General features: G+C 33.9%; 27 protein-coding genes. 7 read left to right on the top strand and 20 right to left on the bottom strand.

The features are described from left to right. Positions 1-48: 48 nt before the first annotated feature. Positions 49-1920, top strand: coding sequence for an alpha-amylase family glycosyl hydrolase (locus ACSVH7_RS07530; RefSeq protein ID WP_438066102.1), 1872 nt, complete (start codon positions 49-51; stop codon positions 1918-1920). A 100-nt stretch (positions 1921-2020) separates the two neighbouring features. On the opposite strand, the gene ACSVH7_RS07525 is transcribed toward ACSVH7_RS07530, so the two are convergent. The 7 genes from ACSVH7_RS07525 to rsfS all read right to left on the bottom strand — a co-directional run bounded on the left by ACSVH7_RS07525 (position 2021) and on the right by rsfS (position 7634). Continuing rightward, a complete protein-coding gene (locus ACSVH7_RS07525; protein WP_438066101.1) occupies positions 2021-2800 on the bottom strand; it encodes a superoxide dismutase in 780 nt (259 codons plus the stop codon). Next, positions 2797-3072 carry an acyl-CoA-binding protein gene (locus tag ACSVH7_RS07520; protein ID WP_438066100.1) on the bottom strand — a complete coding sequence of 92 codons (276 nt, stop codon included), beginning with the start codon at positions 3070-3072 and terminating at the stop codon, positions 2797-2799. The genes ACSVH7_RS07525 and ACSVH7_RS07520 overlap by 4 nt, the downstream gene beginning before the upstream one ends. Continuing rightward, positions 3072-3725, bottom strand: a complete 654-nt coding sequence (locus tag ACSVH7_RS07515; protein ID WP_438066099.1) for a phosphatidylserine decarboxylase family protein — start codon at positions 3723-3725, stop codon at positions 3072-3074. The genes ACSVH7_RS07520 and ACSVH7_RS07515 overlap by 1 nt, the downstream gene beginning before the upstream one ends. Beyond that, entirely contained in the window at positions 3715-4605 is an 891-nt protein-coding gene (locus ACSVH7_RS07510; protein ID WP_438066098.1) for a phosphatidate cytidylyltransferase, read from the bottom strand. Before ACSVH7_RS07510 ends, ACSVH7_RS07515 begins: the two co-directional genes overlap by 11 nt. 2 nt (positions 4606-4607) lie before the next feature. Next, positions 4608-5204 (bottom strand): lactate utilization protein B/C, encoded by a 597-nt coding sequence (locus ACSVH7_RS07505; protein WP_438066097.1) that lies wholly within the window; start codon positions 5202-5204, stop codon positions 4608-4610. A 116-nt stretch (positions 5205-5320) separates the two neighbouring features. Further along, positions 5321-7246: an ATP-dependent zinc metalloprotease FtsH gene (ftsH, locus tag ACSVH7_RS07500; protein ID WP_438066096.1), complete on the bottom strand. Its 1926-nt coding sequence runs from the start codon at positions 7244-7246 to the stop codon at positions 5321-5323. Between the two features lie 16 nt (positions 7247-7262). After that, positions 7263-7634: a ribosome silencing factor gene (gene rsfS / locus ACSVH7_RS07495; protein WP_438066095.1), complete on the bottom strand. Its 372-nt coding sequence runs from the start codon at positions 7632-7634 to the stop codon at positions 7263-7265. 95 nt (positions 7635-7729) lie between these two features. Here rsfS and ACSVH7_RS07490 point away from each other — a divergent pair, with 95 nt between their 5' ends. Next, positions 7730-8458 carry a biotin--[acetyl-CoA-carboxylase] ligase gene (locus ACSVH7_RS07490; protein WP_438066094.1) on the top strand — a complete coding sequence of 243 codons (729 nt, stop codon included), beginning with the start codon at positions 7730-7732 and terminating at the stop codon, positions 8456-8458. Positions 8459-8514: 56 nt separating this feature from the next. Here the strand turns inward: ACSVH7_RS07490 and ACSVH7_RS07485 are convergent, their stop codons facing one another. Then, positions 8515-8907 (bottom strand): SRPBCC family protein, encoded by a 393-nt coding sequence (locus ACSVH7_RS07485; RefSeq protein WP_438066093.1) that lies wholly within the window; start codon positions 8905-8907, stop codon positions 8515-8517. Positions 8908-8927: 20 nt separating this feature from the next. Next, the gene (pyrE, locus tag ACSVH7_RS07480) at positions 8928-9575 is read right to left on the bottom strand and encodes an orotate phosphoribosyltransferase (RefSeq protein ID WP_438066092.1); all 648 of its coding nucleotides are present in this window, start codon (positions 9573-9575) and stop codon (positions 8928-8930) included. Between the two features lie 7 nt (positions 9576-9582). Between pyrE and ACSVH7_RS07475 the strand changes: the two genes are divergently transcribed. Continuing rightward, the gene (locus tag ACSVH7_RS07475; protein ID WP_438066091.1) at positions 9583-10185 is read left to right on the top strand and encodes an NUDIX hydrolase; all 603 of its coding nucleotides are present in this window, start codon (positions 9583-9585) and stop codon (positions 10183-10185) included. A 13-nt stretch (positions 10186-10198) separates the two neighbouring features. On the opposite strand, the gene ACSVH7_RS07470 is transcribed toward ACSVH7_RS07475, so the two are convergent. Continuing rightward, the gene (locus tag ACSVH7_RS07470) at positions 10199-11926 is read right to left on the bottom strand and encodes a M14 family metallopeptidase (protein ID WP_438066090.1); all 1728 of its coding nucleotides are present in this window, start codon (positions 11924-11926) and stop codon (positions 10199-10201) included. Positions 11927-12032: 106 nt separating this feature from the next. On the opposite strand from ACSVH7_RS07470, the gene ACSVH7_RS07465 reads away from it, so the two are divergent. Continuing rightward, positions 12033-13379, top strand: coding sequence for a DEAD/DEAH box helicase (locus ACSVH7_RS07465; RefSeq protein ID WP_438066089.1), 1347 nt, complete (start codon positions 12033-12035; stop codon positions 13377-13379). Between the two features lie 129 nt (positions 13380-13508). Here the strand turns inward: ACSVH7_RS07465 and ACSVH7_RS07460 are convergent, their stop codons facing one another. From ACSVH7_RS07460 to ACSVH7_RS07450, 3 genes are all read right to left on the bottom strand, one after another. Then, entirely contained in the window at positions 13509-14075 is a 567-nt protein-coding gene (locus ACSVH7_RS07460) for a PhnA domain-containing protein (protein ID WP_438066088.1), read from the bottom strand. 73 nt (positions 14076-14148) lie between these two features. Beyond that, positions 14149-14613: a pantetheine-phosphate adenylyltransferase gene (gene coaD, locus ACSVH7_RS07455; protein WP_438066087.1), complete on the bottom strand. Its 465-nt coding sequence runs from the start codon at positions 14611-14613 to the stop codon at positions 14149-14151. A 63-nt stretch (positions 14614-14676) separates the two neighbouring features. Continuing rightward, a complete protein-coding gene (locus ACSVH7_RS07450) occupies positions 14677-15648 on the bottom strand; it encodes a D-alanine--D-alanine ligase (protein WP_438066086.1) in 972 nt (323 codons plus the stop codon). A 120-nt stretch (positions 15649-15768) separates the two neighbouring features. On the opposite strand from ACSVH7_RS07450, the gene ACSVH7_RS07445 reads away from it, so the two are divergent. Both ACSVH7_RS07445 and ACSVH7_RS07440 read left to right on the top strand, forming a co-directional pair. Then, complete coding sequence (locus tag ACSVH7_RS07445; protein ID WP_438066085.1) at positions 15769-16395, top strand: PASTA domain-containing protein; 627 nt, start codon at positions 15769-15771, stop codon at positions 16393-16395. After that, entirely contained in the window at positions 16385-17422 is a 1038-nt protein-coding gene (locus ACSVH7_RS07440) for an RluA family pseudouridine synthase (protein ID WP_438066084.1), read from the top strand. The genes ACSVH7_RS07445 and ACSVH7_RS07440 overlap by 11 nt, the downstream gene beginning before the upstream one ends. 300 nt (positions 17423-17722) lie before the next feature. Here ACSVH7_RS07440 and ACSVH7_RS07435 read toward each other — a convergent pair whose 3' ends face one another. The 4 genes from ACSVH7_RS07435 to ACSVH7_RS07420 all read right to left on the bottom strand — a co-directional run bounded on the left by ACSVH7_RS07435 (position 17723) and on the right by ACSVH7_RS07420 (position 23296). Next, positions 17723-18112 (bottom strand): DUF1398 domain-containing protein, encoded by a 390-nt coding sequence (locus tag ACSVH7_RS07435; RefSeq protein ID WP_438066083.1) that lies wholly within the window; start codon positions 18110-18112, stop codon positions 17723-17725. A gap of 10 nt (positions 18113-18122) precedes the next feature. Continuing rightward, the gene (locus tag ACSVH7_RS07430; protein WP_438066082.1) at positions 18123-18557 is read right to left on the bottom strand and encodes an acyl-CoA thioesterase; all 435 of its coding nucleotides are present in this window, start codon (positions 18555-18557) and stop codon (positions 18123-18125) included. 199 nt (positions 18558-18756) lie between these two features. Next, positions 18757-21465 carry a phosphoenolpyruvate carboxylase gene (locus tag ACSVH7_RS07425; RefSeq protein WP_438066081.1) on the bottom strand — a complete coding sequence of 903 codons (2709 nt, stop codon included), beginning with the start codon at positions 21463-21465 and terminating at the stop codon, positions 18757-18759. Between the two features lie 628 nt (positions 21466-22093). After that, positions 22094-23296, bottom strand: a complete 1203-nt coding sequence (locus tag ACSVH7_RS07420) for an aminotransferase class V-fold PLP-dependent enzyme (protein WP_438066080.1) — start codon at positions 23294-23296, stop codon at positions 22094-22096. 226 nt (positions 23297-23522) lie between these two features. Between ACSVH7_RS07420 and ACSVH7_RS07415 the strand changes: the two genes are divergently transcribed. Further along, entirely contained in the window at positions 23523-23981 is a 459-nt protein-coding gene (locus ACSVH7_RS07415; protein WP_438066079.1) for an Lrp/AsnC family transcriptional regulator, read from the top strand. A 35-nt stretch (positions 23982-24016) separates the two neighbouring features. Here ACSVH7_RS07415 and ACSVH7_RS07410 read toward each other — a convergent pair whose 3' ends face one another. The 3 genes from ACSVH7_RS07410 to ACSVH7_RS07400 form a co-directional block, all read right to left on the bottom strand. After that, positions 24017-24739 (bottom strand): hypothetical protein, encoded by a 723-nt coding sequence (locus ACSVH7_RS07410; RefSeq protein WP_438066078.1) that lies wholly within the window; start codon positions 24737-24739, stop codon positions 24017-24019. A gap of 229 nt (positions 24740-24968) precedes the next feature. Continuing rightward, on the bottom strand, positions 24969-25787 hold the full coding sequence (locus tag ACSVH7_RS07405) for a DUF6048 family protein (protein WP_438066077.1): 819 nt from the start codon (positions 25785-25787) through the stop codon (positions 24969-24971). Next, positions 25759-26298: a DUF6452 family protein gene (locus ACSVH7_RS07400; protein ID WP_438066076.1), complete on the bottom strand. Its 540-nt coding sequence runs from the start codon at positions 26296-26298 to the stop codon at positions 25759-25761. Before ACSVH7_RS07400 ends, ACSVH7_RS07405 begins: the two co-directional genes overlap by 29 nt. Positions 26299-26316 lie beyond the last annotated feature (18 nt).

The raw sequence follows: 26316 nt of genomic DNA, 5'->3' as shown, positions 1-26316 counted from the left end.
ATTTGTTACTTATTTATAAAAATGAAATAAATGCACAAAAACAAGATTATGTTAAAAAAAATAGCCGTATTTTTCTGTGCCAGTACCATTTTATGGGCTACTGGATGTAAAACTAAAGAGTTAAAAATGAAATCTGACAATCAACCAATTGAGAAACAACAAAAAAAGGTAGTGTATCAAGTGTTTACTAGATTGTTTGGGAATACCAATACAACTAATAAACCTTGGGGGACTATTGAAGAAAATGGAGTAGGTAAATTCAATGATTTTACGGAGAAAGCCTTGCTTGAAATTAAGGATTTAGGAGTAACTCATATTTGGTACACGGGTGTGCCGCACCACGCTGTAATAAGAGATTATTCGGCTTTTGGTATTTCTAATGATGATCCCGATGTAGTAAAAGGAAGAGCAGGATCCCCTTATGCGGTTAAGGATTATTATAATGTAAACCCTGATATGGCAGTCAATCCAGCCAATAGATTAGCTGAGTTTGAAGCATTGATTGCAAGAACTCATAAGGCAGAAATGAAGGTAATTATTGATATTGTTCCTAACCACATTGCGCGTAAATATGAAGGTAAAAATAATCCAAAAGGAGTTAAAGATTTTGGTGCCGATGACGATGTTAGCGTAGAATACAAAAGAGATAACAATTTTTATTACATTCCTAATACTCGTTTTGAAGTTCCTGATGCTCCGAAACCACTCAACGGAGAAAATCATCCTTTGGCAGATGGGAAATTTGATGAATTTCCAGCTAAATGGACAGGAAACGGCTCCAGATTGGCAAAACCCGATAAGAATGATTGGTACGAAACAGTAAAAGTAAATTACGGTATTCGTCCAGATGGAAGCAAAGATTTTCCGGAGCTTCCTGTAGGTTTTGATAAAAAAGATTATAAAGAACATTTTGCTTTTTGGGCAGATAAAAATGTACCAAATTCATGGGTAAAATTTAAAGATATTGCTTTGTATTGGACTGCTAAAGGTGTAGATGGATTTCGTTATGATATGGCCGAAATGGTGCCTTACGAGTTTTGGAGCTATATGAATTCAGCCATAAAAATGGTGAATCCCAATTCTTTTTTGATGGCAGAAGTCTATAATCCAAAAGAATATAGAAATTATATTCATTTAGGTAAAATGGATTATTTATATGATAAAGTAGAAATTTACGACAAGTTAAAAGATGTTATTCAAGGTAGATCATGGCCTGATGAAATTTCAGGGATTCAAAATAATATGATGGATATCGAACATCATATGTTGCACTTTTTGGATAATCATGATGAACAACGTTTAGCTAGTCCAGAATTTGCCAAAACTCCTGAAAGAGGGAAGCCACTAATGGTAGTCTCTACTACTTTGAGCACTTCGCCTACAATGATTTATTTTGGTCAAGAAGTGGGGGAACCTGGTAAAGAAGATGCTGGATTTGGAACGCATTCTAGAACATCTATTTTTGATTATATCGGGGTACCTCATCATCAACGTTGGATGAATAATGGAAAATTCGACGGAGGTCAATTGACTTCTAATGAAAAAGAGTTGCGAGATTTCTATAAACGTCTCTTGAATTTTTCACTTAAAAGTGAGGCTTTAATGGGAAGTTTTCAAGAAATTCAAGGTGCAAATCGCAATATTGTTCAAGGATATGATAAAGATTTGTATACTTTTGTACGTTGGTCAGATACTGAAAAATTAATTATTGTAGCAAATTTTTCTTCTGAAATCGCTAGTAATTATGAGATGAAAGTTCCAGCAGACTTACTTCAAAAATGGAATCTAAAAGATGGCACGTATGCTCTTGTAGACCAATTGTATGGTAAATACAAAACAGAATTAAAAGTGATCAATGGAGAGGGTAGGGCATCAATAGCCATCGCTCCGTCAGAATCTTTCATATTAAAATTGCAATAAAAAGTTAGTTTTATTTCATAAAAAATGCTCCGTAATAGGAGCATTTTTTATGAAATTTAATTTTTTATGTCGGATGAATTTTTTGAACAAATGAATTATTTTATTTTTTCTTGAAGGTAGCCTGATAATTTTCGTTGACTTTGTTCCAATTGATAATTTCAAAAAATCCATCAATATAATTTTTTCTTTTGTATTGATAGTCAATGTAATAAGCGTGTTCCCAAACATCTAACCCTAAAATAGGTTTTCCATGGTATCCAATCACAGGGGCATTAGGCATCAAAGGATTGTCTTGATTTTGTGTAGTAGTAATTTGTAAATTTCCTTCGCGATCTACCACAAGCCAAATCCAACCTGAACCAAAATGTTTAGAGGCTGTATTTTTAAATTTTGCGGTAAAGTTCTCAAAAGAACCAAAGTTTTTTTGAATTGCTCCCGCTAATGTGTCTTTTGGGATGCCTCCGGCTTTTGGAGCTATTACTTTCCAAAACAACGAATGGTTATAATAGCCTCCTGCGTTATTTCGTAAATCGGCATTATTAATGTCGAGTTTGGTGATAATCTCTTCAATAGTTAAGTTTTCTAATGCGGTGCCCTTTAAAGCTTTGTTTAAATTATTAGTGTACGTTAAATAATGTTTTGAAAAATGTAATTCTAATGCTAATGCAGAAAAAGTAGGTGATAAATCATCATATTTGTAAGGAAGGGGTTCAACTTGAAAAGAACCATCATCAGCTTTTACATCTTCGGGGTTACCGATATTTATCTTTTCTTCGGCGGAGGGTAGTGGTACTTCAACTACTTCGACTAATTCTTTTTTTTGGCAACTTGTTAAAAGAATAAGGGATAATAAAGGAGTAATTAAAAAATATTTTTTCATGTTACATCGTTTTTTAATAGGTCGTTTACTGTCTCAATATATTTTTTTTTGGCTTGTTCTTGAGACAAATGACTTATTTGTATCCAAGCATTAAACTTAAAGGCATTTCGTAAATCAAAATTATCGTTTCTATGATAATTGGAGGTGCCCAATGTGGCTTGTTTATAATAAGCATATAAACGCAACATTACATCAGGTGGTAATGGTTGCGTCATATGAGAAGCTCTTTCAAAGGCTTCTTGAAATTGTAAATCTAACACCTCTTCGGTCATTATGCTTTTGTTGCAATAACTGTTTTTCCGCCAATGGCTTTTTGGTTTAACTCAACATTGATAGGGGTTCCTACGGGTAAAAACAAATCAACTCTGGATCCAAATTTAATAAATCCAGCATCGGTACCTTGTATCACTTGCATCCCCTCTTCGGCATAATTTACAATTCGCTTGGCTAGAGCGCCTGCAATTTGACGATACAAAATCGCGCCAAACGTTTCGTTTTCTACCACAATAGTAGTTCTTTCGTTCTCTTCACTTGCTTTTGGATGCCAAGCTACTAAAAACTTACCCGGATGATATTTACTAAATTTAACAATTCCGCTCAATCCATATCTAGTGACGTGTACATTAATCGGCGACATGAAAATAGAAACTTGTATTCGTTTGTCTTTGAAATATTCTTTCTCAAAAACTTCTTCGATCACAACAACTTTACCATCAACAGGAGATAAAATTTGATTTTCATTCAAAATCACTGAGCGTTTTGGATTTCTGAAAAACTGTAAAATGATGATCAAAAAAACTAATGCCAAAATTTGAATCGTCATTTTTATCCAATTCGTTTCAATACAATAATCAGACAAGAGTAATATGACCGCTGTAAGAGTTGTTCCTAATAAAATGCTTGGGGTTCCTTCTTTATGAAACATAATTTAAAATTTGATAAAATAAAAAAATAATTGGTGCTACAAATATAACACTATCTAGTCGATCTAGTATGCCTCCGTGTCCCGGCATTATACTTCCGCTGTCTTTTACTTCGGCGATACGTTTAAATTTTGATTCAATTAAATCACCTATCGTGCCCATAACACCCACGATTAGTGCAATTGATGTCCAAATTACTATTGATTGTTGGCTGAATTCTGGTTTGGGTTCTATATATAGTTTTGAAATTAAAAATCCTGCAAAAATGGCAAATGCAATACCGCCAAGAAATCCTTCTATGGTTTTTTTAGGAGATATTTTTTCGAATAATTTATGCTTTCCAAACGATTTTCCGATAATGTAGGCAAATGTATCATTGGTCCAAATAAGTATAAATAGACCGATGATTATTTTTGGATTATAATTGTTAACACCAAACGAAATTTTAGTAATAAAAACAAAAGGTAAAGTTATATAGCCTAATAAATAGAGGTATTTTGCAGAAGTGCTTATTTTTTGTACTGAATCATAAAACAGAAAAAGTATACATTTTATAGATACCACGAGGGTGATGGCTAACAAAATGCGATTTAATTGAATTATGTTTATTGATAAATCTAATTGTGTTAAAAACAATCGATTCAAAAAAGCGGTTGTCTCTTGATTATAATTACTTAATAAAGTGATGGAAGAATATAAAATAGTTCCAAATATAAGGGGGAAAATTCTATTTATTTGCACTAATGCACAAAATTCATAAATAGTTATTACCAAGAAAACACCAAATAGTATAAAAAAACTTTCAGTAGAGTAAAGTATGGAGGCTAGTAATAAAATAATATACACTGCTCCTGATAGAGATCTTTTAAGCGTTTCATTCATTATTACAGATCCTCTAAAAGTATAAGGTATAAATTTTTTGCAGCACTACCGTACTGAGTGAAATCTTCTTCTTGCGCTTTTTCGAAATATTTTATGGTGGTAATATTGGTTGGGTATTCTTTTTTATACTTGTTTTTTATGGCACAAAGAATTTCACTTTTTCCTGCAATTATTTGGCTAGTGTAAGCAATAATTACCATATTTATAGGTAATTCATGTGGTTTTTTTTGTTTAATTTGATTTGATGAAAACGAAATTGATCCCTCGTCAGATACTAAATTTTCACAGGTAGCTAATAAAAATTTTGGATTCTTTGGGCTATCAAAAAAAATATTATTCTCTTTTAAAAGAGAAAAAAGGGTTGGTTCAAAACAAATAGCTTCACTTTCAAACCAATCGTTTTCCTCCAAAATATTTTCAAACTGTTCTTTTACTTCAGTTATGGAATCACAATATAAAAACTTACCTCCGTTTCTCTTGAAATTAAAGATAAACTGCTCATCAACAGGGATGTTTTGTTCAAAAGAGATTCTATTAACCTCTTTTTCTTCCTCTGAATTTGTTGGGCCAGAACTAAAAAGTTTTTTAAAAAGACTCATATTGGGATACTATTCTTAAATAATCTATTGGAAATCGGTCAAAGATAAAAAAATCTTAATTCAAAAGTAGTTTTTGAATTAAGATTTTAAAAAAAAGCTATTTTATCTTTAATTAGCTATGCGATGGTTTCTTCTAAATTTTGATCAAAAGTTCGTTTCCCAAAAATATTTTCTAGATCATCTTTGAAAATGACTTCTTTTTCGATCAAAATATCCGCCAATTGGTTGAGCTTGTCTTTGTTTTTCTCTAATATTTGGATGGCTCTTTGATATTGACCTTCAATTAATTCAGATATTTCAGTATCAATAATTTTAGCGGTATCATCAGAATATGGTTTTGAAAAGCCATATTCATTTTGCCCTGTAGAGTCATAATAGGTAACATTCCCTATTTTATCGTTTAATCCGTAAATAGTTACCATGGCTCTAGCTTGGCGAGTTACTTTTTCTAAATCACTCAAAGCTCCTGTTGAGATTCTGTCGAAAGTTACTTTTTCAGCAGCTCTACCGCCCATAGTAGCGCACATTTCGTCTAACATTTGGTCTGTTCTAACGATTTGTCTTTCTTCTGGTAAATACCAAGCAGCTCCTAAACTTTGGCCGCGAGGAACAATAGTTACTTTAATAAGTGGAGCAGCATGTTCAAGCATCCAGCTTACGGTTGCGTGTCCAGCTTCATGTATTGCAATGGCTCTTTTTTCTTCTGGGGTAATGATTTTATTTTTCTTTTCTAAACCTCCAATGATTCTATCTACTGCATCCAAGAAATCTTGCTTGTCCACAGCAGTTTTGTTGTTACGAGCAGCAATAAGTGCTGCTTCGTTACAAACATTGGCAATGTCTGCTCCAGAAAAACCTGGTGTTTGCTTTGCTAAGAAATCTAAGTCTAATCCTTCTACCTTTTTAATTGGGGCTAAGTGAACCGCAAAGATTTCTGCTCTTTCACGAATATCTGGTAGGTCAACAAAAATTTGTCGATCAAAACGGCCTGCACGCATTAATGCTTTATCTAATACATCAGCTCTGTTAGTGGCAGCTAAAACAATCACATTGGAGTTGGTGCCAAAACCATCCATTTCTGTTAAAAGTTGGTTCAATGTATTTTCGCGTTCGTCGTTTCCGCCTGACATATTGCTTTTTCCTCTAGCTCTACCAACTGCGTCAATTTCGTCAATAAAAATAATTGCAGGTGATTTTTCTTTGGCTTGTTTGAATAAGTCACGAACACGTGAAGCTCCTACACCTACAAACATTTCTACAAAATCAGAACCTGACAATGAGAAGAAAGGTACTTGCGCTTCGCCTGCTACGGCTTTTGCTAAAAGGGTTTTTCCTGTTCCTGGAGGTCCTACAAGTAGAGCTCCTTTTGGGATTTTACCACCTAGATTGGTGTATTTTTCTGGGTTTTTTAAGAATTCAACAATTTCTTGAATTTCTTCTTTGGCTCCTTCTAAACCAGCAACATCTTTAAATGTGGTTTTGATATCTGTTTTTTCATCGAATAATTTAGCTTTAGATTTTCCTATGTTGAAAATCTGTCCGCCACCTCCAGCTCCTCCGCCAGACATTTTTCGCATGATGAAAATCCATACGCCAATGATGATAATGATAGGTAGTAAACTGATTAAAATATCAGACCAATTGTTTTTTTGTAAAAAGTTGAAATCTTTTAACTTTCCTTCTTTGACGGCTTTTTCTAATTTGGTTTGAAAAATCTGATCATTACCAATTTCTAGGGTATAATGTGGCCCTTTATTAGGTCTGTCAAATACATCTTTGGCTACTTTTTGATGAGTAGCTTCTTTCAAAGCTGCAGCGTTAAGAAAAACCTCTGCTTCAGATTTATTGTAAACGATAACCTTTTCTATTTGCCCTTTCTCTAAATAATCATTGAATTTAGAGGAGGTTAATTGTGAGGCTTCTTGTAAACTAGAGCCTCCGGTTGCAAAATTGATTAATAAAAAAATGATAAGTATCGCTGCGTAAATTAACCAAGGACTTATTTTAAATTTATTGGAATTTGGATTATTCTCTTTAGCCATTAGAAATTAGGTTTCTTTAGTATTTGTTTTCGATAGTTGTAATTTTGGCATCACCCCAAAGACTTTCAATGTTGTAATACTCTCGAATGTGTTTTTGAAATACATGAACTACTATATTTACGTAATCCATTAATACCCATTCTGCGTTGTCTGTACCCTCTACGTGCCAAGGTTTGTCTTTAAGTTCTTTAGAAACTGTTTTTTGGATAGAGTTGACAATGGCATTGACTTGTGTATTAGAAGTACCGTTGCAAATTATGAAATAATCACATACCGCAGTATCAATTTCTCTTAAATCAAGAATAGTTATATCATTTCCTTTTACTTCTTCAATTCCTTTGATGATGTTTGCTAGTAAAACATCATTATTAATAGTCTTTTTCGCCATGAATTATTTTTATATAAGTGTGTAAAGTTACCATTTTTTGTGATTATTTTTGAACCTTAACATAATATTAAATTATGTTTTATAAAAAATAGTACATGAAGTTAATCAAACTCGATGCCATAGATTCAACAAATGATTTTCTTAAAGGGATTTCGGGTCTTCCTGAAACCGTTAATTTTACTGTGGTTACTGCGGAAATGCAAAGCCATGGTAAAGGGCAAATGGGGCAAAAATGGGAATCTGAATCAGGTAAAAATTTGATAATGAGTATATTGGTTGATGATTTTGTGCAAGAGCCAAACCGGTTGTTTTGTCTCAATATTGCCTTTTCTTTAGCTGTTATTGAGGCCTTAGAAAGTTGTAAAGTCTCTGATTTACGAATTAAATGGCCGAACGACATAATGTCATACTCTAAGAAGATTGGCGGTATTTTAATAGAAAACAGCATTAAAAGTGACGGTACTATAACTTCAATAGTGGGTCTAGGATTAAATGTAAATCAAACTAATTTTGCAAATTTACCCAAAGCTTCTTCTTTGATTACACTTTATGAAGTAGCGTTTGACAAGGAAACGATTATGCAATTGATTATTCAAAAATTTAAGTATAAACTAATGCAATGGGATGCTATGGAAATTGAATTTTGGAACGATTATAAACAATTGTTATTTAAAATAGGGGTTCCAATGGCTTTTATGAATGAAAAAGGAGCCCATTTTATGGGTATTATTCAAGGGGTATCTTCTATTGGAAAGCTTCAGGTGCTTTTAGAAGATGATAGTGTAAAGGAGTTTGATATTAAAGAAATACAGATGTTGTATTAAAAAAAATGGCAAAAAAAAATATTTTTTTTGCCATTTTAAGCTTAGTTAAATATGATTTATAATTTGGTCATATTGGTTGCTAATGTTTCTATAAATTTACCAATTGGTCCTTTGATCATCATGGCCATCATGGGATTGAAATCGCCTTCAAAATCTAGTTTAACTTCGCTTGAAGCATCAGAAACTGCATCAATTCCTGCAGTAAGTGTAAAAGGTAATTTATCGCTGGCTGCACCTAGAACTACTTTGTTAGGAGCGATTTTTTCTTTCATTTTTAATTTGATTTCAGGCATTCCTTTCAATCCAAAAATAAAAGCATCCTCGCCAATTACTTCAAATTTGGCAATATTATCAGGCATTAATTTTTCAAAGTTTCTGACATCTGTCAATAAATCAAATAGTTCTTGAGCAGATTTTGACACCGTAACTTTTGGGCTTTCTAAATTCATTTTTTATGTGTTAAATTGTATTATTCTGAAACACCCCAGGTTGATGGTGAAGCATTCCATTCTCTTAAGGTGCTTTCTTCTTTTTCGGTAATGTATTGTTTTGCAACCGCTAAATTGAGCAAATTTTGGTAGTTACTCAAGGTATATAAATCTAGTTTGGCATTTTTGAAGTTTTCTTCGGCCACATCAAAACCATAAGTAAAGATCGCAGCCATACCTTTTACAATGGCGCCAGCTTCTTTTAGTGCTTCAAAGGCTTGTAGGCTACTTCCACCAGTACTAATTAAATCTTCTACAATTACTACATTTTGCCCTTTTTGTAAAAAACCTTCTATTTGGTTTTGTCTACCATGTTTCTTAGGCTCAGGTCTAACATATACAAAAGGAAGTCCCATACTTTCTGCTACAAGCATACCAATACCAATGGCACCTGTGGCTACACCAGCAATTACATCTGGTTTTCCAAATTGTTTTTCAATATGTTTAGAAAATTCGTCTCTAACATAATTTCTTATTATTGGAAATGAGAGGATTAGACGATTGTCACAATAAATAGGGGATTTCCAGCCAGAAGCCCACGTAAAAGGATTTCCGGGATTCAATTTAATTGCATTTATTTGCAAAAGCAATTCGGCTGTTTTTTCGGCAGTATCTTTATTAAAAATCATAATACAAATGTATAAAGTTTTTGTGAACGACAAACCACTTTTTTTGACAAATCAAATTTCTAAAGAAACCGATTTTGAGTTGTTTCTTTTGGAAAGTATTGATTTCGAAAGGGTTATTATAAAAATGTTTCAAAATAAAATTCAAAAGGCGTACTTGTACCATCCTGATGAAAAAGAGATCATGAAAACCTTAAAAGCTAAAATTCCTGTTTGTAAAGCAGGTGGAGGTTTGGTATACAATACAAAAGGTGAGGTTTTATTTATTTTTAGAAACGGAAAATGGGATTTGCCCAAAGGCGGCATCGAGAAAGGCGAGGAGATCGAAGTTACTGCAATGCGAGAAGTAGAGGAAGAAACAGGGGTTAATCAATTAAGGATTACTGATAAACTTCAAAAAACCTATCATGTTTTTAAACGAAATGGCAAATACAAACTCAAAGTGACCCATTGGTTTGAAATGCAGTCTAAGTTTGATGGAATCCCAAAAGGGCAGCTTGAAGAAGGTATAGAGAAAGTAGCTTGGTTGAATCCAGAGGAAATTAAAGAGGCATTAAAAAATTCCTATGAAAATATAAAATTGTTATTTGAAGAAGAAAAGCTCCTAAAATAGGAGCTTTTTTTTGTTATAAAACGCGATAAACAGGGTAATTGAGGTGTGCTTTTTCGTAATAAACAGAATGTTTATAAATCCAGTCCAATTGCGCCTCTGGATTTTTATTGAAAGCAGCGTCTTTTGCTTTCAATTCCTCAAATTCAGTTTTCAAGTTGGAGTTGTCTTTCAATAATTGAGCGGCTGTATCGTCAAAAACATAATCCGAATAGCCTTCTTTTTGTTGCAATAGCGTATCAAAGAAATTCCAATTAAAAAAGGAATCGATGCCTTCTGGTTCAAGGGTTTCTAGAAGGTATTTTACTCCTTTTTGTTTTGTAGCTATTAAAAAATCGCCTTTTTTGAAGGGAACTTTTTCTGTGGTAGCCTTTACTGTGGTATTTCGATGTAAATAATGACCTTCGTAAGCATTGGTTGTAGTTTTAAAATCCGCAATACGATAACGCTCAACTGTTATTAGGGTGTCGTTTTCTATCGGTTTCATGCTAATATCATTATGTTTTAATAAATCAATTACTGGCCAAAAACCTTGAGGGATAATATAGTATTTAGGAATTTCTATTTCTTTTACTGCTTTGTAGTCTTTGATAAATGGAACTTCTTTTTTGTACGGTTTTGTACGGTCATAAAACAAACGATTTCCTGTGGTAGCGTCGCTTTTTTTGTAACTAGCTTCAAAACCTAAAAAAGGGATGGTTGTTTTTTTAGTAGTATCTATTTCCCATTTTATAGTGTATTTTTTATTGGGTAAATATTGCGCTTCATTCTGAACGCGTAGCATTTTAATTTTTTGATAATTAGTATCTGTAAAATCGATGGCTGAACGCATGAATTCATAGGTAACTTTTACTCTATCGGCATAGTTTTTTAGCATGTGCGTTTCTACTACAAACCCGATGGTGTTGAATAAGGAAGTATAGCCTGTGGTATAACGTGGACTTTCAAAAAATTGTCCAAAACCTTTGTCTGGGGTGTCGGAGAAAGTATTGACATAAGGTGTTGTTTCTATTTTCTTTTTTTGTAGATCATTCACGATATTAGGCATCATTTCTTCATTTAAATAATTTCCCAAAACAGTTCCTAATTTGTTGTGTTGGGTCATTATGTATGTTAATTTATATTGATAATCCGAGCCGTTGCTCACGTGATTGTCAATAAAAACGTCAGGACTTGTCAAATGGAAAATTTCAACAAAACTTTTGGTGTTTTTGGTATCTGATTTTATAAAATCACGATTCAAATCGTAATTTCTGGCATTTCCTCTAAAACCATATTCTTCAGGGCCATTTTGATTGGCTCTTGAACTCCTATTTCGATTCAAGGCTCCACCAATGTTATATACTGGAATGCACACCAAAACGGTGTTTTTAGGCGCTTTAATTTTGCCTAAGGCCAAGTCACGATACAATTGCATACTGGCATCAATACCGTCTGGTTCTCCTGCATGAATACCATTGTTGATTAACAATACGGCTTTATTGTTTTTAATTGTTTTAAAATCAAACTCTTTTTCAGGATTAAAGATAACAATATGCAAAGGCTTACCACTATCGGTCATACCCATTTCTTGAATTTTGATGGTGCTAAAATCAGCCGCCAAAAGTTGGTAATATCGAATAGTTTCTTCGTAAGTAGCTGATTGGTTCCCATTCCCTTTTTCGAAAAAAGTATCGTATTTGTTGTTTTTTTGAGCTATAATAGAAAGTGAAAAGAAGAGAAACAATGTAGCTATGAATTTCATGTATTTGTGTTTTTTGAGGAAAAATCAAATATACTTATTTTGATTATTACTACGATGCTAATCGCTTAAAATAGGCACTGACAACTATTTTAACTACTTTTGCACCATGAATACACCGCACAATTTTAAACCGATTCTTGCCAGTTTAGGGATTTCAGACCTTAATGAGATGCAAGAAGTATCGCATGATGCTATTATTAATGAAAACAATGTTTTATTACTCTCTCCAACTGGATCAGGGAAAACATTAGCTTTTTTATTGCCTATTTTTGAGTTGTTACAAGCTGAAATTCTTTCGGTGCAATGTTTAATTTTGGTTCCTTCTCGTGAATTGGGATTGCAAATCGAACAAGTATGGAAAAAAATGAGCACCGGATATAAAGTCAATGTGTGTTATGGAGGTCATTCTATTGATACAGAAATTAAGAATTTAAGTAATCCACCCGCAATTTTGATTGGTACTCCAGGAAGAATTGCAGATCATATTGATAGAGGAACTTTTCGATTGGATAAAATTCAGACGATGGTTTTGGATGAATTTGATAAGTCCTTACAACTCGGATTTCATGAGCAAATGTCGTTTGTGATTGGAAAATTGACAAAACTTAATAAACGTGTGTTGGTTTCGGCTACCTCTGGTATTGAGATTCCTAAATACACTCGGGTAGTAAATCCCTTGATTTTGGATTTTATCCCTGATAGTAAAGAAGAAAATAATCTTTTGTTGCAAATGGTTGTTTCAAAAGACAAAGATAAATTGATGACTTTATTTCAATTGATTTGTTCTTTGAAATCTGAAGCGGCGATTGTTTTTTGCAACCATCGCGATGCTGCAGAGCGCATAAGTGATACTTTGAATGAAAAAGGGATTTATGCTACCTATTATCATGGAGGAATGGATCAGGAAGAACGGGAACGCGCTTTGATTCAGTTTAGAAACGGAAGTATGAGTTACTTAATTACTACCGATTTAGCTGCTCGCGGATTGGATATTCCAGAAATGAAGCATGTTATTCATTATCATTTGCCTTTGAAGGAAGAAGAATTTACACACAGAAATGGTCGTACTGCTCGTATGCTGGCTTCAGGAACCGCTTATGTTATCGTAAATGAAAGCGAAAAGAAACTCGATTATATTGATTACACCATGCCAGTAATGGAAGTCAGTTCCAATGTAGTTCTGCCAAAACCACCGCAATTTCAAACTATTTATATTAGTGGCGGGAAAAAAAATAAACTCAATAAGATTGATATTGTTGGTTTCTTTTCTCAAAAAGGGAAGTTAGAAAAAGGCGATTTAGGGTTGATTGAAGTCAAAGATTTTATCTCTTTTGCCGCTGTAAAATATAACAAAGTCAAAGAATTACTTCGATTAGTGAAAGATGAAAAAATGAAAGGGAAGAAATTTAAAATTGAAGTCGCCAGAAAAGTAATAAAGAAAGAAGAGGAGTAGAGAGACTTCAGATTGTAGATTTTAGTCTTCAAATTTCAGATAATAAAAAAACGAAAACACTTTGAAACACAAAGAGTTTTCGTTTTTTTGCTAATTGCTAATTGCTAATTGCTAATTGCTAACAGAAAGTTATATTTTCTTCACATACTGCGTGATGATAACGATTTGTTGGCCGTCAACTTTTCCTTCAATATATTCAGCATTTTCGTGATCTAAGCGAATGTTTCTAACGGCAGTTCCTTGTTTGGCCACCATACTAGATCCTTTTACTTTTAAATCCTTAATTAAAACAACAGAGTCTCCGTGTTCTAGAATTACGCCATTACTATCTCTGTGGATAATTTTATTGTCATCTTCTTCACCTTCGCCAGTGGCTTGTGCCCATGCCAAATCATCCTCGTCTAAGTACATTTGATCTAGTAATTCTTGATTGCGCAAACGACTTAACATACGCCAAGAAACAATTTGAACCGGAAGGTGTTCGCTCCACATGCTGTCATTTAGGCATCGCCAAAGGTTAATATCCATTTTTTCAGGATTTTCTATTTGGTCAATAAGCGTAGCGTTGATTAAAACAGATTCATCTAGTCCACCTTTTCGAGTGGGAAGAATTTGATATACTTTTAAATCTTCGGTAACACCTGAAAGTTCACATTTTCCTCCACTACGTTTGTTTAATTCTCTTTCTATACTCATTTTTAGTATTCTTAATTATTTTGCAAAAATAGCGCTAATTACTAGCTTTTACAACTTGTGGTCCGGATTGTTGCTATTTGTGTAATTTTACTCTTACTGCATCAGGAACTAGCATTTCATATTCGCCATGGTTTCTAATGACATCACGCACAATACTTGAGCTGATATAAGAAGTTCGAGCTGCGGTTAATAAAAAGACGGTTTCTATTTTGGACAGTCGACGATTGGTGTGAGCAATGGCTTTTTCAAATTCAAAGTCGGCGGGATTGCGTAGCCCTCTCAAAATGAAATTTGCGTTGATTTTGTGACACAAATCGATTGTCAATCCTTCATAAGTAATCACCGTGACTTTTGGTTCATTTTTGAAAGTCTCTTCGATGAAGCGTTTTCTTTCGTCTAATGAAAACATGTATTTTTTTTCGGCATTGACACCAATTGCAATTACGATTTCATCAAAAAGGGAAATTCCTCTTTTGATAATGTCTTCGTGACCTAAGGTTATCGGGTCAAATGATCCTGGGAATATGGCTTTTTTCATTTGTTTTTTGTGGTTGTGAGTTGCTAAGAACTTAGTGGTTTAGAATCTTAGCCACTCAAAAACTTAATTAAGTGCTAACTCAATTGCATTAGTAAACAAATCTTCGAGAGAAATACCTGCAGCTTTGGCTTGTTGCGGAATCAAACTTTCGGTGGTTAGACCAGGAATTGTATTCATTTCTAGCATGTGCGGTTCGCCATCTACAATAATGAATTCGCTTCGTGAAAAGCCTTTCATTTTCAAAACTTCATAAGCGCGTTTTGCAATGTCGCCAACTTTCTGAGTCATTTCATCAGGAACACGAGCTGGAGTAATTTCTTGTGATTTTCCCTCATATTTGGCCTCATAATCAAAGAAATCATTATCCGAAACAATTTCAGTAATAGGCAAGACAGTGATTTTTCCTTGGTAGTTAATTACACCAACAGACACTTCAGTTCCATCTAAGAAACTTTCAATGATGATTTCGTTATCTTCTTTATAGGCGATTTCGATAGCGATAGGTAATTCTGCTTCGGTTTTTACTTTAGAAATTCCAAAACTAGAACCCGCTTTATTCGGTTTTACGAAGCAAGGCAATCCTACTTTTTTTACGATTTCAGCAGTGTTTATTATGTCGCCTTTGTTTAGGTAATAAGAAGTTGCTGTTTTAATTCCATAAGGTTTTAAAACCGATAACAAGTCTCTTTTGTTAAAGGTCAATGCTGCTTGGTAATAGTCGCATGCCGTTTGTGGAATACCCAAAAGTTCGAAATAGGCTTGCAGTAATCCATCTTCTCCGGGCGTTCCGTGAATGGCATTGAACACACAGTCGAAGTTAATTTTTGTTCCGTTTGCAGTTACCGAAAAGTCATTGCGATCGATTGGGAATTCGGCATCATTTGCATCTACATATACCCATTTCTCTTTGAAGATGTGTATTCTATATCCAGTATACTTGGTTTTGTCAAGGGTTTGGTAGACTACGTTTCCGCTAATTAGTGAAATTTTGTATTCACTAGAATAGCCCCCCATGATGATTGCTATGTTTTTCATTTTAAAAGTTTAATCGGTTAACCGTTTAATCGATTCAATGATTAAACGTATTCAAAACAAAATTATCATTTTTTTTCAAACGAAATAGCTTTATCTTTGTTGCTTCTTAAAAAATTATATATGAGTTTACGCAAGTATCTTGGTAGTCGTGTTTTTTTCGGTCAATTGTTTTTTGCAATTGCTTTTGTAGCACTTTTAGGCTATTTTTTTATGTTTTGGTTGACCTACACTACAGATCATGGACATGAAATTTCAGTACCAAATTTATCTAAATTAACTGAAGATCAAGTAGAAGAGAAATTGGATGATTTAGATTTGGATTACGAATTATTAGACAGTGTGGATTATAGAAGTGATTTTCCGAAATTTAGTGTAGTAGAACAAGACCCTCTGCCCGGAACCAAAGTAAAGGTGGGAAGAAAAGTGTATATCAAGATTAATTCATCTGGTTTTTCGTCAGTACAGCTTCCTAATTTAATCGAAAAAACATACCGAGAGGTGGTTCCTACCTTAAAAGCGTTAGGACTTGAACCAGGCACGGTTACTTACATTCCAAATTTAGCCAAAGATATGGTTTTGGAAATACGTTTTAAAGGAAGAAATTTAAAAGCAGGGGATCGTGTTTTGAAAGCTTCTAAAATTGATTTGGTCTTAGGAGACGGAAAAGCGACTTATGAAGAAGTTATCGCCAATGATAGTTTGCAAGCACCAGCAGTAGAATCTGAAAAAACAGAGAATGAACAATAATACAGCGATTTTAGATTTAGAAGACGAATTGTTTGAACATTATCGATTTGAGGTTCCTAAAGGACAAGCCATTTTGAGAATTGATAAGTATCTGATGAATTTGATTCAAAATGCTACCCGAAACAAAATTCAGAATGCCGCTACGGATGGGAATATTTTTGTAAATGATATTCCAGTAAAATCCAATTATAAAGTAAAGCCGTTTGATGTGATTACTGTAATGTTGTCGCATCCCCCTTTTGAAAATCATATTTTACCCGAGGATCTTCCTTTGAATATTGTCTATGAAGATGCGGCTTTATTGTTAGTTAATAAAGACCCAGGTATGGTGGTGCATCCCGGACATGGTAATTATACAGGAACTTTAGTCAATGCCTTGGCACATCATTTTGATAACTTGCCAATGAATAGCAGTGAGCGTCCAGGCTTGGTGCATCGAATAGATAAAGATACTTCAGGATTGTTAGTAGTGGCCAAGACCGAAGCTGCCATGACACATTTGGCCAAACAATTTGAGGCTAAAACAACAGAGCGTGAATATATTGCATTGGTTTGGGGGAATGTTACTGCTGAAAGAGGGACAATTGAAGGAAATCTATCGCGTCATTTGAAAGATCGTATGCAAATGGCCGTTTTTGAAGACCCTGAAATAGGGAAACCAGCCATCACACATTATCAAGTTTTAGAGCGGTTCGGTTATGTTACTTTAATTTCTTGTCAATTAGAAACGGGGCGTACCCATCAAATCAGGGCACACATGAAGCACATTGGGCATCCCTTGTTTAATGATGAGCGCTATGGAGGGCATTTAATCTTAAAAGGAACAACGTTTACGAAATACAAGCAGTTTATTGAAAACTGTTTCAAAGCATTACCAAGACAAGCGCTGCACGCCAAAACATTAGGGTTTGTGCATCCGACAACTGGAGAAATGATGCGATTTGATACGGAAATTCCAACAGATTTTCAGGATTGTATTGATAAGTGGCGTAATTACTGTAAAACGCACGAAACTAACGAGGAATAAGCAAAAAGGACTTGACAACAAAATGGCAAGTCCTTTTTTTATTAGTTCTGCTGAGTTTTTTGTGAAAAACTTAAATAAGAAAAATTAATCCAGCCTTCAAAAGCAACCGCAAGGAAATAAACCATTAAGGTCATTAAGAAATTAAGTTTTATTTTTTTTAAATTACCTTATTATTTTAATGGTTAAAATAATTAAGGCTGTACTTTATATTTCAAAAAACAAATTTTATTCCTAGTTCAATCCAGAATCCATAGTAGAAATTTGTCTTGTATAGGAAGTCCAATAGCTCCTTTTTATTGATTAAATAGGAATTTTCTCGATTAGGATACTGTTTTGATTTTTGTCGAGATAAGTGCAGGTTTTTTCGATAATGTTTACGGTCCATTGAGCAATTCCGCATTGAGCCGCATGGTTACAAAAAGTAAGATAATCCGTTTGGCCTTCTTGATGCATGACCAAAAATTCGATGAAACGTTCTTTTTGAACCGACTCGGCCACTAGTAATGGAGTATAGGTTTCTGTTGCAGTGGTTCGGTAGTGATTTTTGCCAAAATATTCAACATGACCGTCAATAACAAAAGTATCATAGCCCAAAACACCCAAAGTAATCAATTCTTGAATATATTTTGGAAAATCAGCTCCAGATTTTACTTTGGCATGAGCCGTTTTGATTTGTTCAATAGTAAACATGGTATATTTTTTAAAGTGAAATAAAATCGCTTGTTTTCGGGAATGCATTGAAGGAATCAATCACAATTTGTGGTGTTGGACTAGCTAGTTTTCTGAGTCTAGTATCCATCCAGGCGCCATCTACGGTAATTGTAGCGCATAAAACATCTTCTCGGTACAATTCGTGAACGATGGTCCAGCGAGAGGCATCGGGTTTCATCTTGGCAATTTTAGTATGTAAAATAATGAGATCTGCTAAATGAATTTCTCTTTTAAAAACACATTCTTCTCTAAATAATACGGGTCCAATGTGCTGTGATTTCATTACTTGAAGTGTTAGCCCTAATTCTTCAAGAATTTCAATACGGTGCTGTGCTCCAAAGTCATAATAAGCACTGTGTCGCATGTGAAAGTTGGGGTCAAGATCTGACCATCTTATAGAAAGTTGTTTGCTAAATGTTGGCATAAACGTTGTTTTTTGAACTTTTTTTGAATTTGCAAAAGTAATACATAAATCCAAGAGAGCTAAAGAATTAAATTGAAATTAACAACTAATTTTTTTTAAGTCGTGACGAAATACAAAAGGTCTTTTTAAAGCGTAAAACTTTAAAAAGACCTCATTGTTTTAGTATTCCTTAGCGATAAAGTTTACTATAATCAAGGGATCAACCTGTGTTTTTCAGTCCACTAGAGATAGAGTTAACAATACTCAATAGTTTGGTCAGAATTTTATTTTTCTCAATACTATTTTCATCTGTGAGGTTTCTCCATTGAGTTAAATATTTCAGGTGTAGTTGATGTAGAACTTTAAGTTTTTCATTTCTCCACTCTAAATTATCATATTGTCCGCTTCTTCTTTTGGTTGCTGGTTCATCAAATAATTCTTCAATGATTGAGAATCCATTATGATAATCAGTAAGAATTTTATCCATGAAAAGTTTTCTTTCGGCTTCGTTTTCATCCAATTCAGCGTACCAATTCATCATTTCTTTATTAGAAAGGATTAAGTTAGTTTCGGTTTGAATCATTAAGAATTTAAGGAACGTCCAATTTTCAACATTGTTTTTGAATGTTTTGAAATCTTCGGGACGCTCTTCTTTTAATGTTTTCAAAGCTTCACCTAGTCCGTACCAACCTGTGATGGTGATTCTCGATAAGTTCCAGCTAAATACCCAAGGAATTGCTCGTAAGTCATTTAGTGTACGAGTTCCTGTTCTTCTGGCAGGTCTAGATCCGATTTTACTTTTTTCTAGTACATCGATACAAGTTACTTTTCCATAAAACTCAATAAATCCAGGAGTTTCGATTAAATTTTTGTAATGTTCACAAGATTTTTGAGATAAAAATTCCATGATTTCTAGAGGGAAAGCTGCATCATCCGTTTTTTCTTTGCTCAAAATCGTTTGTTTTGCGACACCAGAAGCCAAGGCATTTAAATTGTAAGTAGCCGTTAATGGGTTACCAAATAATTGTGCCATAGTTTCTCCTTGAACCGTCAATTTGATGGTGCCGTTAACCGTATTTGTTGGCATACTTTCCAGGAAACGATGATATTTTCCGCCACCTCTACTGATGGTTCCTCCTGTTCCGTGGAAAAAGAAAATAGCAGTTCCGTTCTTTCTTCCTACAGCCGATAAGGCTTTTTCAGCTTTATAAAGATTCCATTTACTAGCAATTGTCCCGCCATCTTTATTACTATCACTGTATCCAAGCATTACTTCTTGTTTGTAATCAAGAAAAGCAGCTCTTTGTTTTGTGATGGTGTTTTGTAAAAAGGATTCTAGAATTTCTGGTCCGTTGTCAAGATCTTCGATGGTTTCCAATAGGGGCACCACTCTAATTTTTGCATTAAGCAATTGTGTTTCTCTCATCAAAAGATACACCACTAATAAGTCACTCAAACTTCTGGTCATACTCACTATGAAGGATCCAATACCGTCTGCGCCATATTGGCTCACATGTTGTCGAACCACTCTGTAGCAATCTAATACATTGTCAGCCTCTGGGCCATAAGAGACGGTAACATCTGTAATTAAGGAATGACTTTCTAATGTTTTATTTAAAAACGCTACTCTTTTTTCTTCCTTCCAGTTTTCAAAATCAAAATCTTTCTCCCCATTCGTTTTTAAGATTTGAGAAATGGCTTTGTCATGAAATGTACTGTTTTGACGAATGTCTAATTTAGCCAAGTGAAAACCGAAACATTTTACCGCTCTTTCAATTGGGAAAAGTAAATCATCAGCTAATCCTTTCAATCCATTATCCACTAATACTTCTCTTAAGAATTTTAAATCTTCTTCGAGGGCAACACTTGATTTGTAGTAAGATTGTGAATCTGCAGTTTTATCTGAAACAGTATTTTTCAATTGCACCAAAATCAAACTTACATATTGTCTCCAAGGTTCGTAAGGATTTCTTTTGATGCTATTTTGGCCTGCTTGACCCAGAATTTGTGCTTTTTTTTCAATCGCTTCGGTTAATACAAAGGGAATCGGATTGTTTATAGCAGAGATTGAAAGACGACTGGCAAGCGTTAATAATTGATTTTTGAGTAAAAATAGTGCGGTTTGTCTGTGCAATATCAATGTTTCTTGCGTGATATTTGGAGTTACTAATGGATGTCCATCACGATCTCCACCTACCCAACTTCCGAAATTTATCTTTGGAAATACATCTGGATTCTTAATTTTATTGGGGTTTAACCCCATTTCAATCCAAGAGCTTTTGAGTTGTTGGTCGCTTTTTTCTAATACCGCTGGAAAAACTTTACTTAAATAATGAATAACATTTGATCTTTCGTCAGTAATGTCTGGTTTTTCAAGATAAATTTCTCCTGTTCTCCACCATCTTTCTAAAAGGGAAATGATTTTTTCTTTGTTTTCAAAAAGTTCAATTTTACTTAAAGCAGTGTTTTCTCTTTGTACCAAAAGCAGGTACAATTCACGATGTATTTCTATTACAGTTACCCTTTTGGCCTCGGTTGGGTGAGCGGTCAAAACCGGAATTACATGCGTTGCAGCTATTGTTTTAAGCATATCTTCCTCAGTAATACCTTGCTCTTTCCAAATTTTGAAAGCCTCAGCCCAAGAACCTCTGGTAGAATCAATATTGAGTTGATTTTCAGTTTTTCTTCGGTATTGAGTTGCAGCATTTTCTTCCACCAAGGTCATTAATTGAAAGTAAATACTTAAAGATTGAATTACTTTTTCACTCGGAATGTCATCATTGTCTTGGTTAGCTAACGATTTTGGTTCGTTTTTGATTAAAGCAATAATTTTTAGCTCATTAATGCGAGACAGCATTTCTAAATAACAATCAATGATGAAATTTCGATCATTGGTTATTTTTTGAAACGGTGATTTGAGTTTTGTCATAATGATTCAAATTTATTTTAATTAGAAATAAAAAAACAACCTATTTTACTTCATAACAAGCTTGCAAAGTCTCACATTTTTTATACGTTTAATCTTGTTATTTTTTTAAAAATGGTCATAAACAAATATAAAAAATGTTAGTCTTTATTTAGCTTACAAATATCATGTAATCTTTATTTATGTTTTTTTTAGGCGTTTTTTTTAGATATTATTTTCTATTTAAAACTTTATTATTTCCGGTATTTCAATAGATTTAGCTTTTTTTGAAAGGTGTCTTTGAAAGATCCTACAACGATTGAAAACACAATTTTTTGACTGCATTTTCAGATTTTTTGCATTTTAAGAGTCAATAATTATAGCTGGTTTATTGGCTTATTTTTGAATAAAAGAGGAGCTAAAAGGAATGCGTTTAAATAAAATATTTAACATATTATTAATAAATTATTTCTTTATTACTAATTAGTTATAGTGAACAACTAGCTTGTTTTAATACAGTACATGTAACCGATTTTTAAACTTGGGGTAAGTGTAGGGAGATGATTTCGTTAGTTTGATTAGTCCTTTAAGTCAATGAAAAAGAGAAAAACCGTTACAATTTCTGCAACGGTTTTCTGGTCTAAAGGCATTTTTAAAGGATTTCCATTGCAATCATGCAAGCTTTCATCGATTGATAAGTTCTTTCTATGTTATGGTCTAAGCCAATTGAAAACCGAATGAGTCCATCGGTTAATCCCATTTCGGCTTGTTCTTCTAATGGGATTTCACTAGAAGTTGAGGTGCCAGGTGCACTAAATAAGGTTTTGTAAAAGCCTAAGCTCACCGCAAGATATCCCAAATTACAATCTTGCATTTTTTCCATCAATGCATTGGCCTTATCTAATGACCCTACATCGATGGTCATCATGCCTCCAAAACCATATTCTGGATTGATCATTTTTTTGTAAATTTCATGACTTGGGTGACTGGCTAATCCAGGATAGACCGTCTTTAATCCATCCTTTTCAAAACGCTCGGCTAAATATTGGGCATTATAACTGTGTTGTTTCATTCGGATGTGTAAAGTGCGTAGGTTTTTCATCACACTAGCAGATCGCAAGCTATCCATGGTGGGGCCAAGAAGCATACTTGCTCCTGTATTCACATTTTTTAGGCTATCGATAAATGCACGACTTGCACAAGTTACTCCACCCACCGTATCACTGCTGCCATTAATGTATTTAGTTAAACTATGAATGACGATATCAGCGCCTAATTTTGCTGGGGCAACAGATAATGGTGAAAAAGTATTGTCTACTACCAGTGTTAATTGGTGTTTTTTTGCAAGTATAGACAGACTTGCAATGTCGGCCACTTCTAAAAGGGGGTTGCTAACCGTTTCACAATACAATACTTTAGAGTTTGGTGTAATCGCAGCCTCAATAGCGTCTAGTTTCGTAATATCAACGAAAGTTGTAGAAATTCCCAATCGTGGCGCGAAATTTTTTAAGAAAGCGTAGGTGCCACCATAGATAGTTCTGCTGGAAACAACATGATCTCCTGCACTACATAATTGTAAAAGTGTTGGAGTAATCGCCCCCATTCCAGAAGCCGAAACGTTAGCCGCTTCAGTACCTTCCATAGCTGCAATGGCTTGATCCAAATACAAATTGCTAGGCGAGGAGTGACGGGAATATAAATAGCACCCTTCCATATTGCCCTCAAAGGTGTCAAACATGGTTTTTGCTGATAAAAAAGTGTAGGTTGATGAATCCGAAATCGAGGGATTTACCCCACCAAATTCACCAAAATACTGTAAGTCTTGAATGTTATCTGCTGGATTGAAGTTGTTCATGAGTATTGGTTAGTTTTAATTTATTTATCTTCAAAATAAATAAAGACTAGAATGATTGTCAATAGTGTGAATTTATTATAGATTTTTTTTGTATCATAAATGTTTTGTATAGAATATAAATCTATTTTTGTGAATTGAAAATAGAAATAATAGATTTTTATTCATTTACGCTTGTAAAGAAACTAATAGGTGGACCTTGTGTCGGCTTTTACGTAAATATGGAAGTATGTTTTTAGATGCCATCGATAAGAAACTTTTGGTTTTATTGCAAACTGATAGTAAAAAAACAAATAAAGAACTCTCTTTAAAGCTCAATCTCTCAGTGACTGCCGTATATGAACGCATTAAAAAGTTAGAAAGAGAAGGGATTATTCAGCGATACGTAGCCCTAGTTGATAAATCGAAAATAGCCAAAGGATTTGTGGTTTTTTGTCATTTAAAACTAATTCAACACACTAAAGAATTTCTTACGCGATTTGAAAATGAGGTGGTTCAATTGCCAGAAGTATTAGAATGTCATCATGTAAGTGGTGATTATGATTATATTTTGAAAGTTTTAGTAAAAGACATGGAGGCGTATCGAGAATTTTTAGTTACTAAATTAACTACACTGCAGCATATCGGTAGTACACATAGCACTTTCATGATAAGTGAAGTAAAGAACTCCACCATCATTGATTTTTAAAGGGTTTGATTTATTGAAAAGGTATTACTTTGAAGTTATTTTTTCTTAGGAGTAGCAGCCAAATATCTTTTGATATAAGTGTCAAATTTAGGTAGGCTAGCATCTTCGTAAATTGTAATAAACTGCAGAAATTGCATATACCCATAAATATACGGATTCTGAGAAGCCTGTTGATAATTTTCAGAAAAGTAACTTTGAATTGAGGTCCCTTCTGGAATAGGATTTGGTAATTTCGCCCACATTTTTTTGGCGTAGCGATAACATTTTTCTAATTCCTTTTGCTTTCCTTGTTTTTTCCACCAAAGCATGGCGATACAATTGGCTAAATATTCACTTTCATAGGAGCCTAAAACGTTGCCTTCCACTTCGTGTTGCAAGGCATGACCTAGTTCGTGAGGTAAATAAAAACCATTAAAAAATAAACCAAACACTTCTTTTCCGGCGACTTCTCCTCCAGAAACTTCATAAAAAAAAGCTTTTTGTTGAGGAATAACTTGTGACCATAAAGGTAAATTGGCTGTTTTTTCTTTTCCTTCTCCATCATAATAGATAAGATATGGGGTCGTATTGAGACGTGTTTTTAATACCAAAATGGTTTTAGGGCTTATCTTAGTGATATCTTTGATAAAGGTATCTGAAATGAGATTGGCTTGTTTTACCAAAGCAGTCGAATCTGAAAAGGTTGAAAACCACTCTTTCTGGGCTATCGATATTGAAGAACAAAAGAGTAGGGCGATAATTAGTATTTGTTTTTTCATGGAGTGTATTTTTTATAAGTACCTGTTAAATAGTTGTTTATCAAAAATACAAAAAAGAATAGTCCTTTTTTAAAAAGCAAAGAAAAACAATCCAATTATCTGAAGTGTAGTATCGTCTACAGTGATGAAGGCGTTTGGTTATCATTGATTCAAGTTAACCAAGAAAGAGAACCATAAAAAAAGCGCTTTAACAAAAATGTAAAAGCGCTTTTTGTAAGCTTTATGTTTTCTATTTTTTAAGTTGCTTTTCGTTAGCGTTTGGAGGAAGTATTTTTTTCTTAAAAATGGGGATAAAATAGGAGACTGTATAGTTGAATCCTACACCAAAATCACCATCATAGGTTCTGTTGAATCCTGGTATGTAAAGATTTTCGAAACCATTAGGTTCTTTGTTGGTAATGATTCGGTTCAAACGAATACTAAATCCTACAAATACATTATTGAAAACTTTGGCTTTGATCCCTGCAACAACTTCTATCCAGGATGCAGACAAACCACTATAATTTTTTCCAGAAATGATAGGAGGGACTTCTCCCCAATATGGATTAGGGTTGTAGATTTTATAGCTATTCAATTGTTGACTGAAAGTTGAAAATCCTGCGCGCATTCCAATGGAAATTATATTTTCCATATCTAACCAGTTTTCATATACATTGTAATCAAAACCAGCTTTCACATAGGTTCCTTTGGCTGTAGAAGTCAATCGATCGTCTTCTGTAGTTTTATTTTCTGAACCTAATTCGGCAGCCAAATAGTATTTTTTCGTCAGTCGATAATCTCCCACTAATTCGATGCCCTTGTAATTGCTGTCATAAAAACCGCGAGTCAGTTTGTATAAATCTGCCCCCACACGAAGTCCATAGCGATTAATTTTCGGAACAATACTGTCGGTTTCTTTCTTTTTTGGAAGTTTTTCTATTTCTTGTTTAGGTTTTGCAGGAAGTATATTTTCTGCTTTTAGTGGAGTACCAATATTTTCTTGTGCTTGGGAAAAAAACATTGAAAAGACAAGGCAAACACTAAAAATAGATCGCAAGATGTGTTTCATTTTCATCGTTTATATTGTTTTTTTGTAGAGATACCACTTTCATCCATTTCTGATCAATTATAGAGCCGTCACTGTGTTCAAATGGTTTTTGAATATTCATTACAAACAACGTTTTAAATCCACATGCTCTGGAGACAAAAACTTCATTAGTGGTGTAATTGAACTTCAAAACATCGGTATTGATGAATATTGGATTCGAATTTCCAGAATTTAAAATGAAACTAAAAGTTGTGGTAGTTGTATTTGTTTTCAGTGGAATCGAAATAGAGTTTCCATTAAATAAGTATTTTGAATCTCCAGTTGCCGTTGGATTAAAAATTATTCCTGTACTCATTCCTTCTCCAATAACTTTTAAGTTACTTACGTTTTTCAATTCTGTAGGGTTGTTGATGTCAAAGAATTTAATCACCATTCTAGGTGTAGTAGGCGTATTGGCATCGCAAATATCATCTTTCTCACAACTTGAAAAAGCGAAACAAAACACCAACAGTAAAAGGGTTATTTTTTTCATTTAAAACTATTTATTTAT

This window comes from Flavobacterium sp. TSSA_36 (assembly GCF_051547165.1).
In the GTDB taxonomy this organism is placed as follows: Bacteria; Bacteroidota; Bacteroidia; order Flavobacteriales; family Flavobacteriaceae; genus Flavobacterium.
This window is presented reverse-complemented; position numbering and strand designations above follow the sequence as displayed.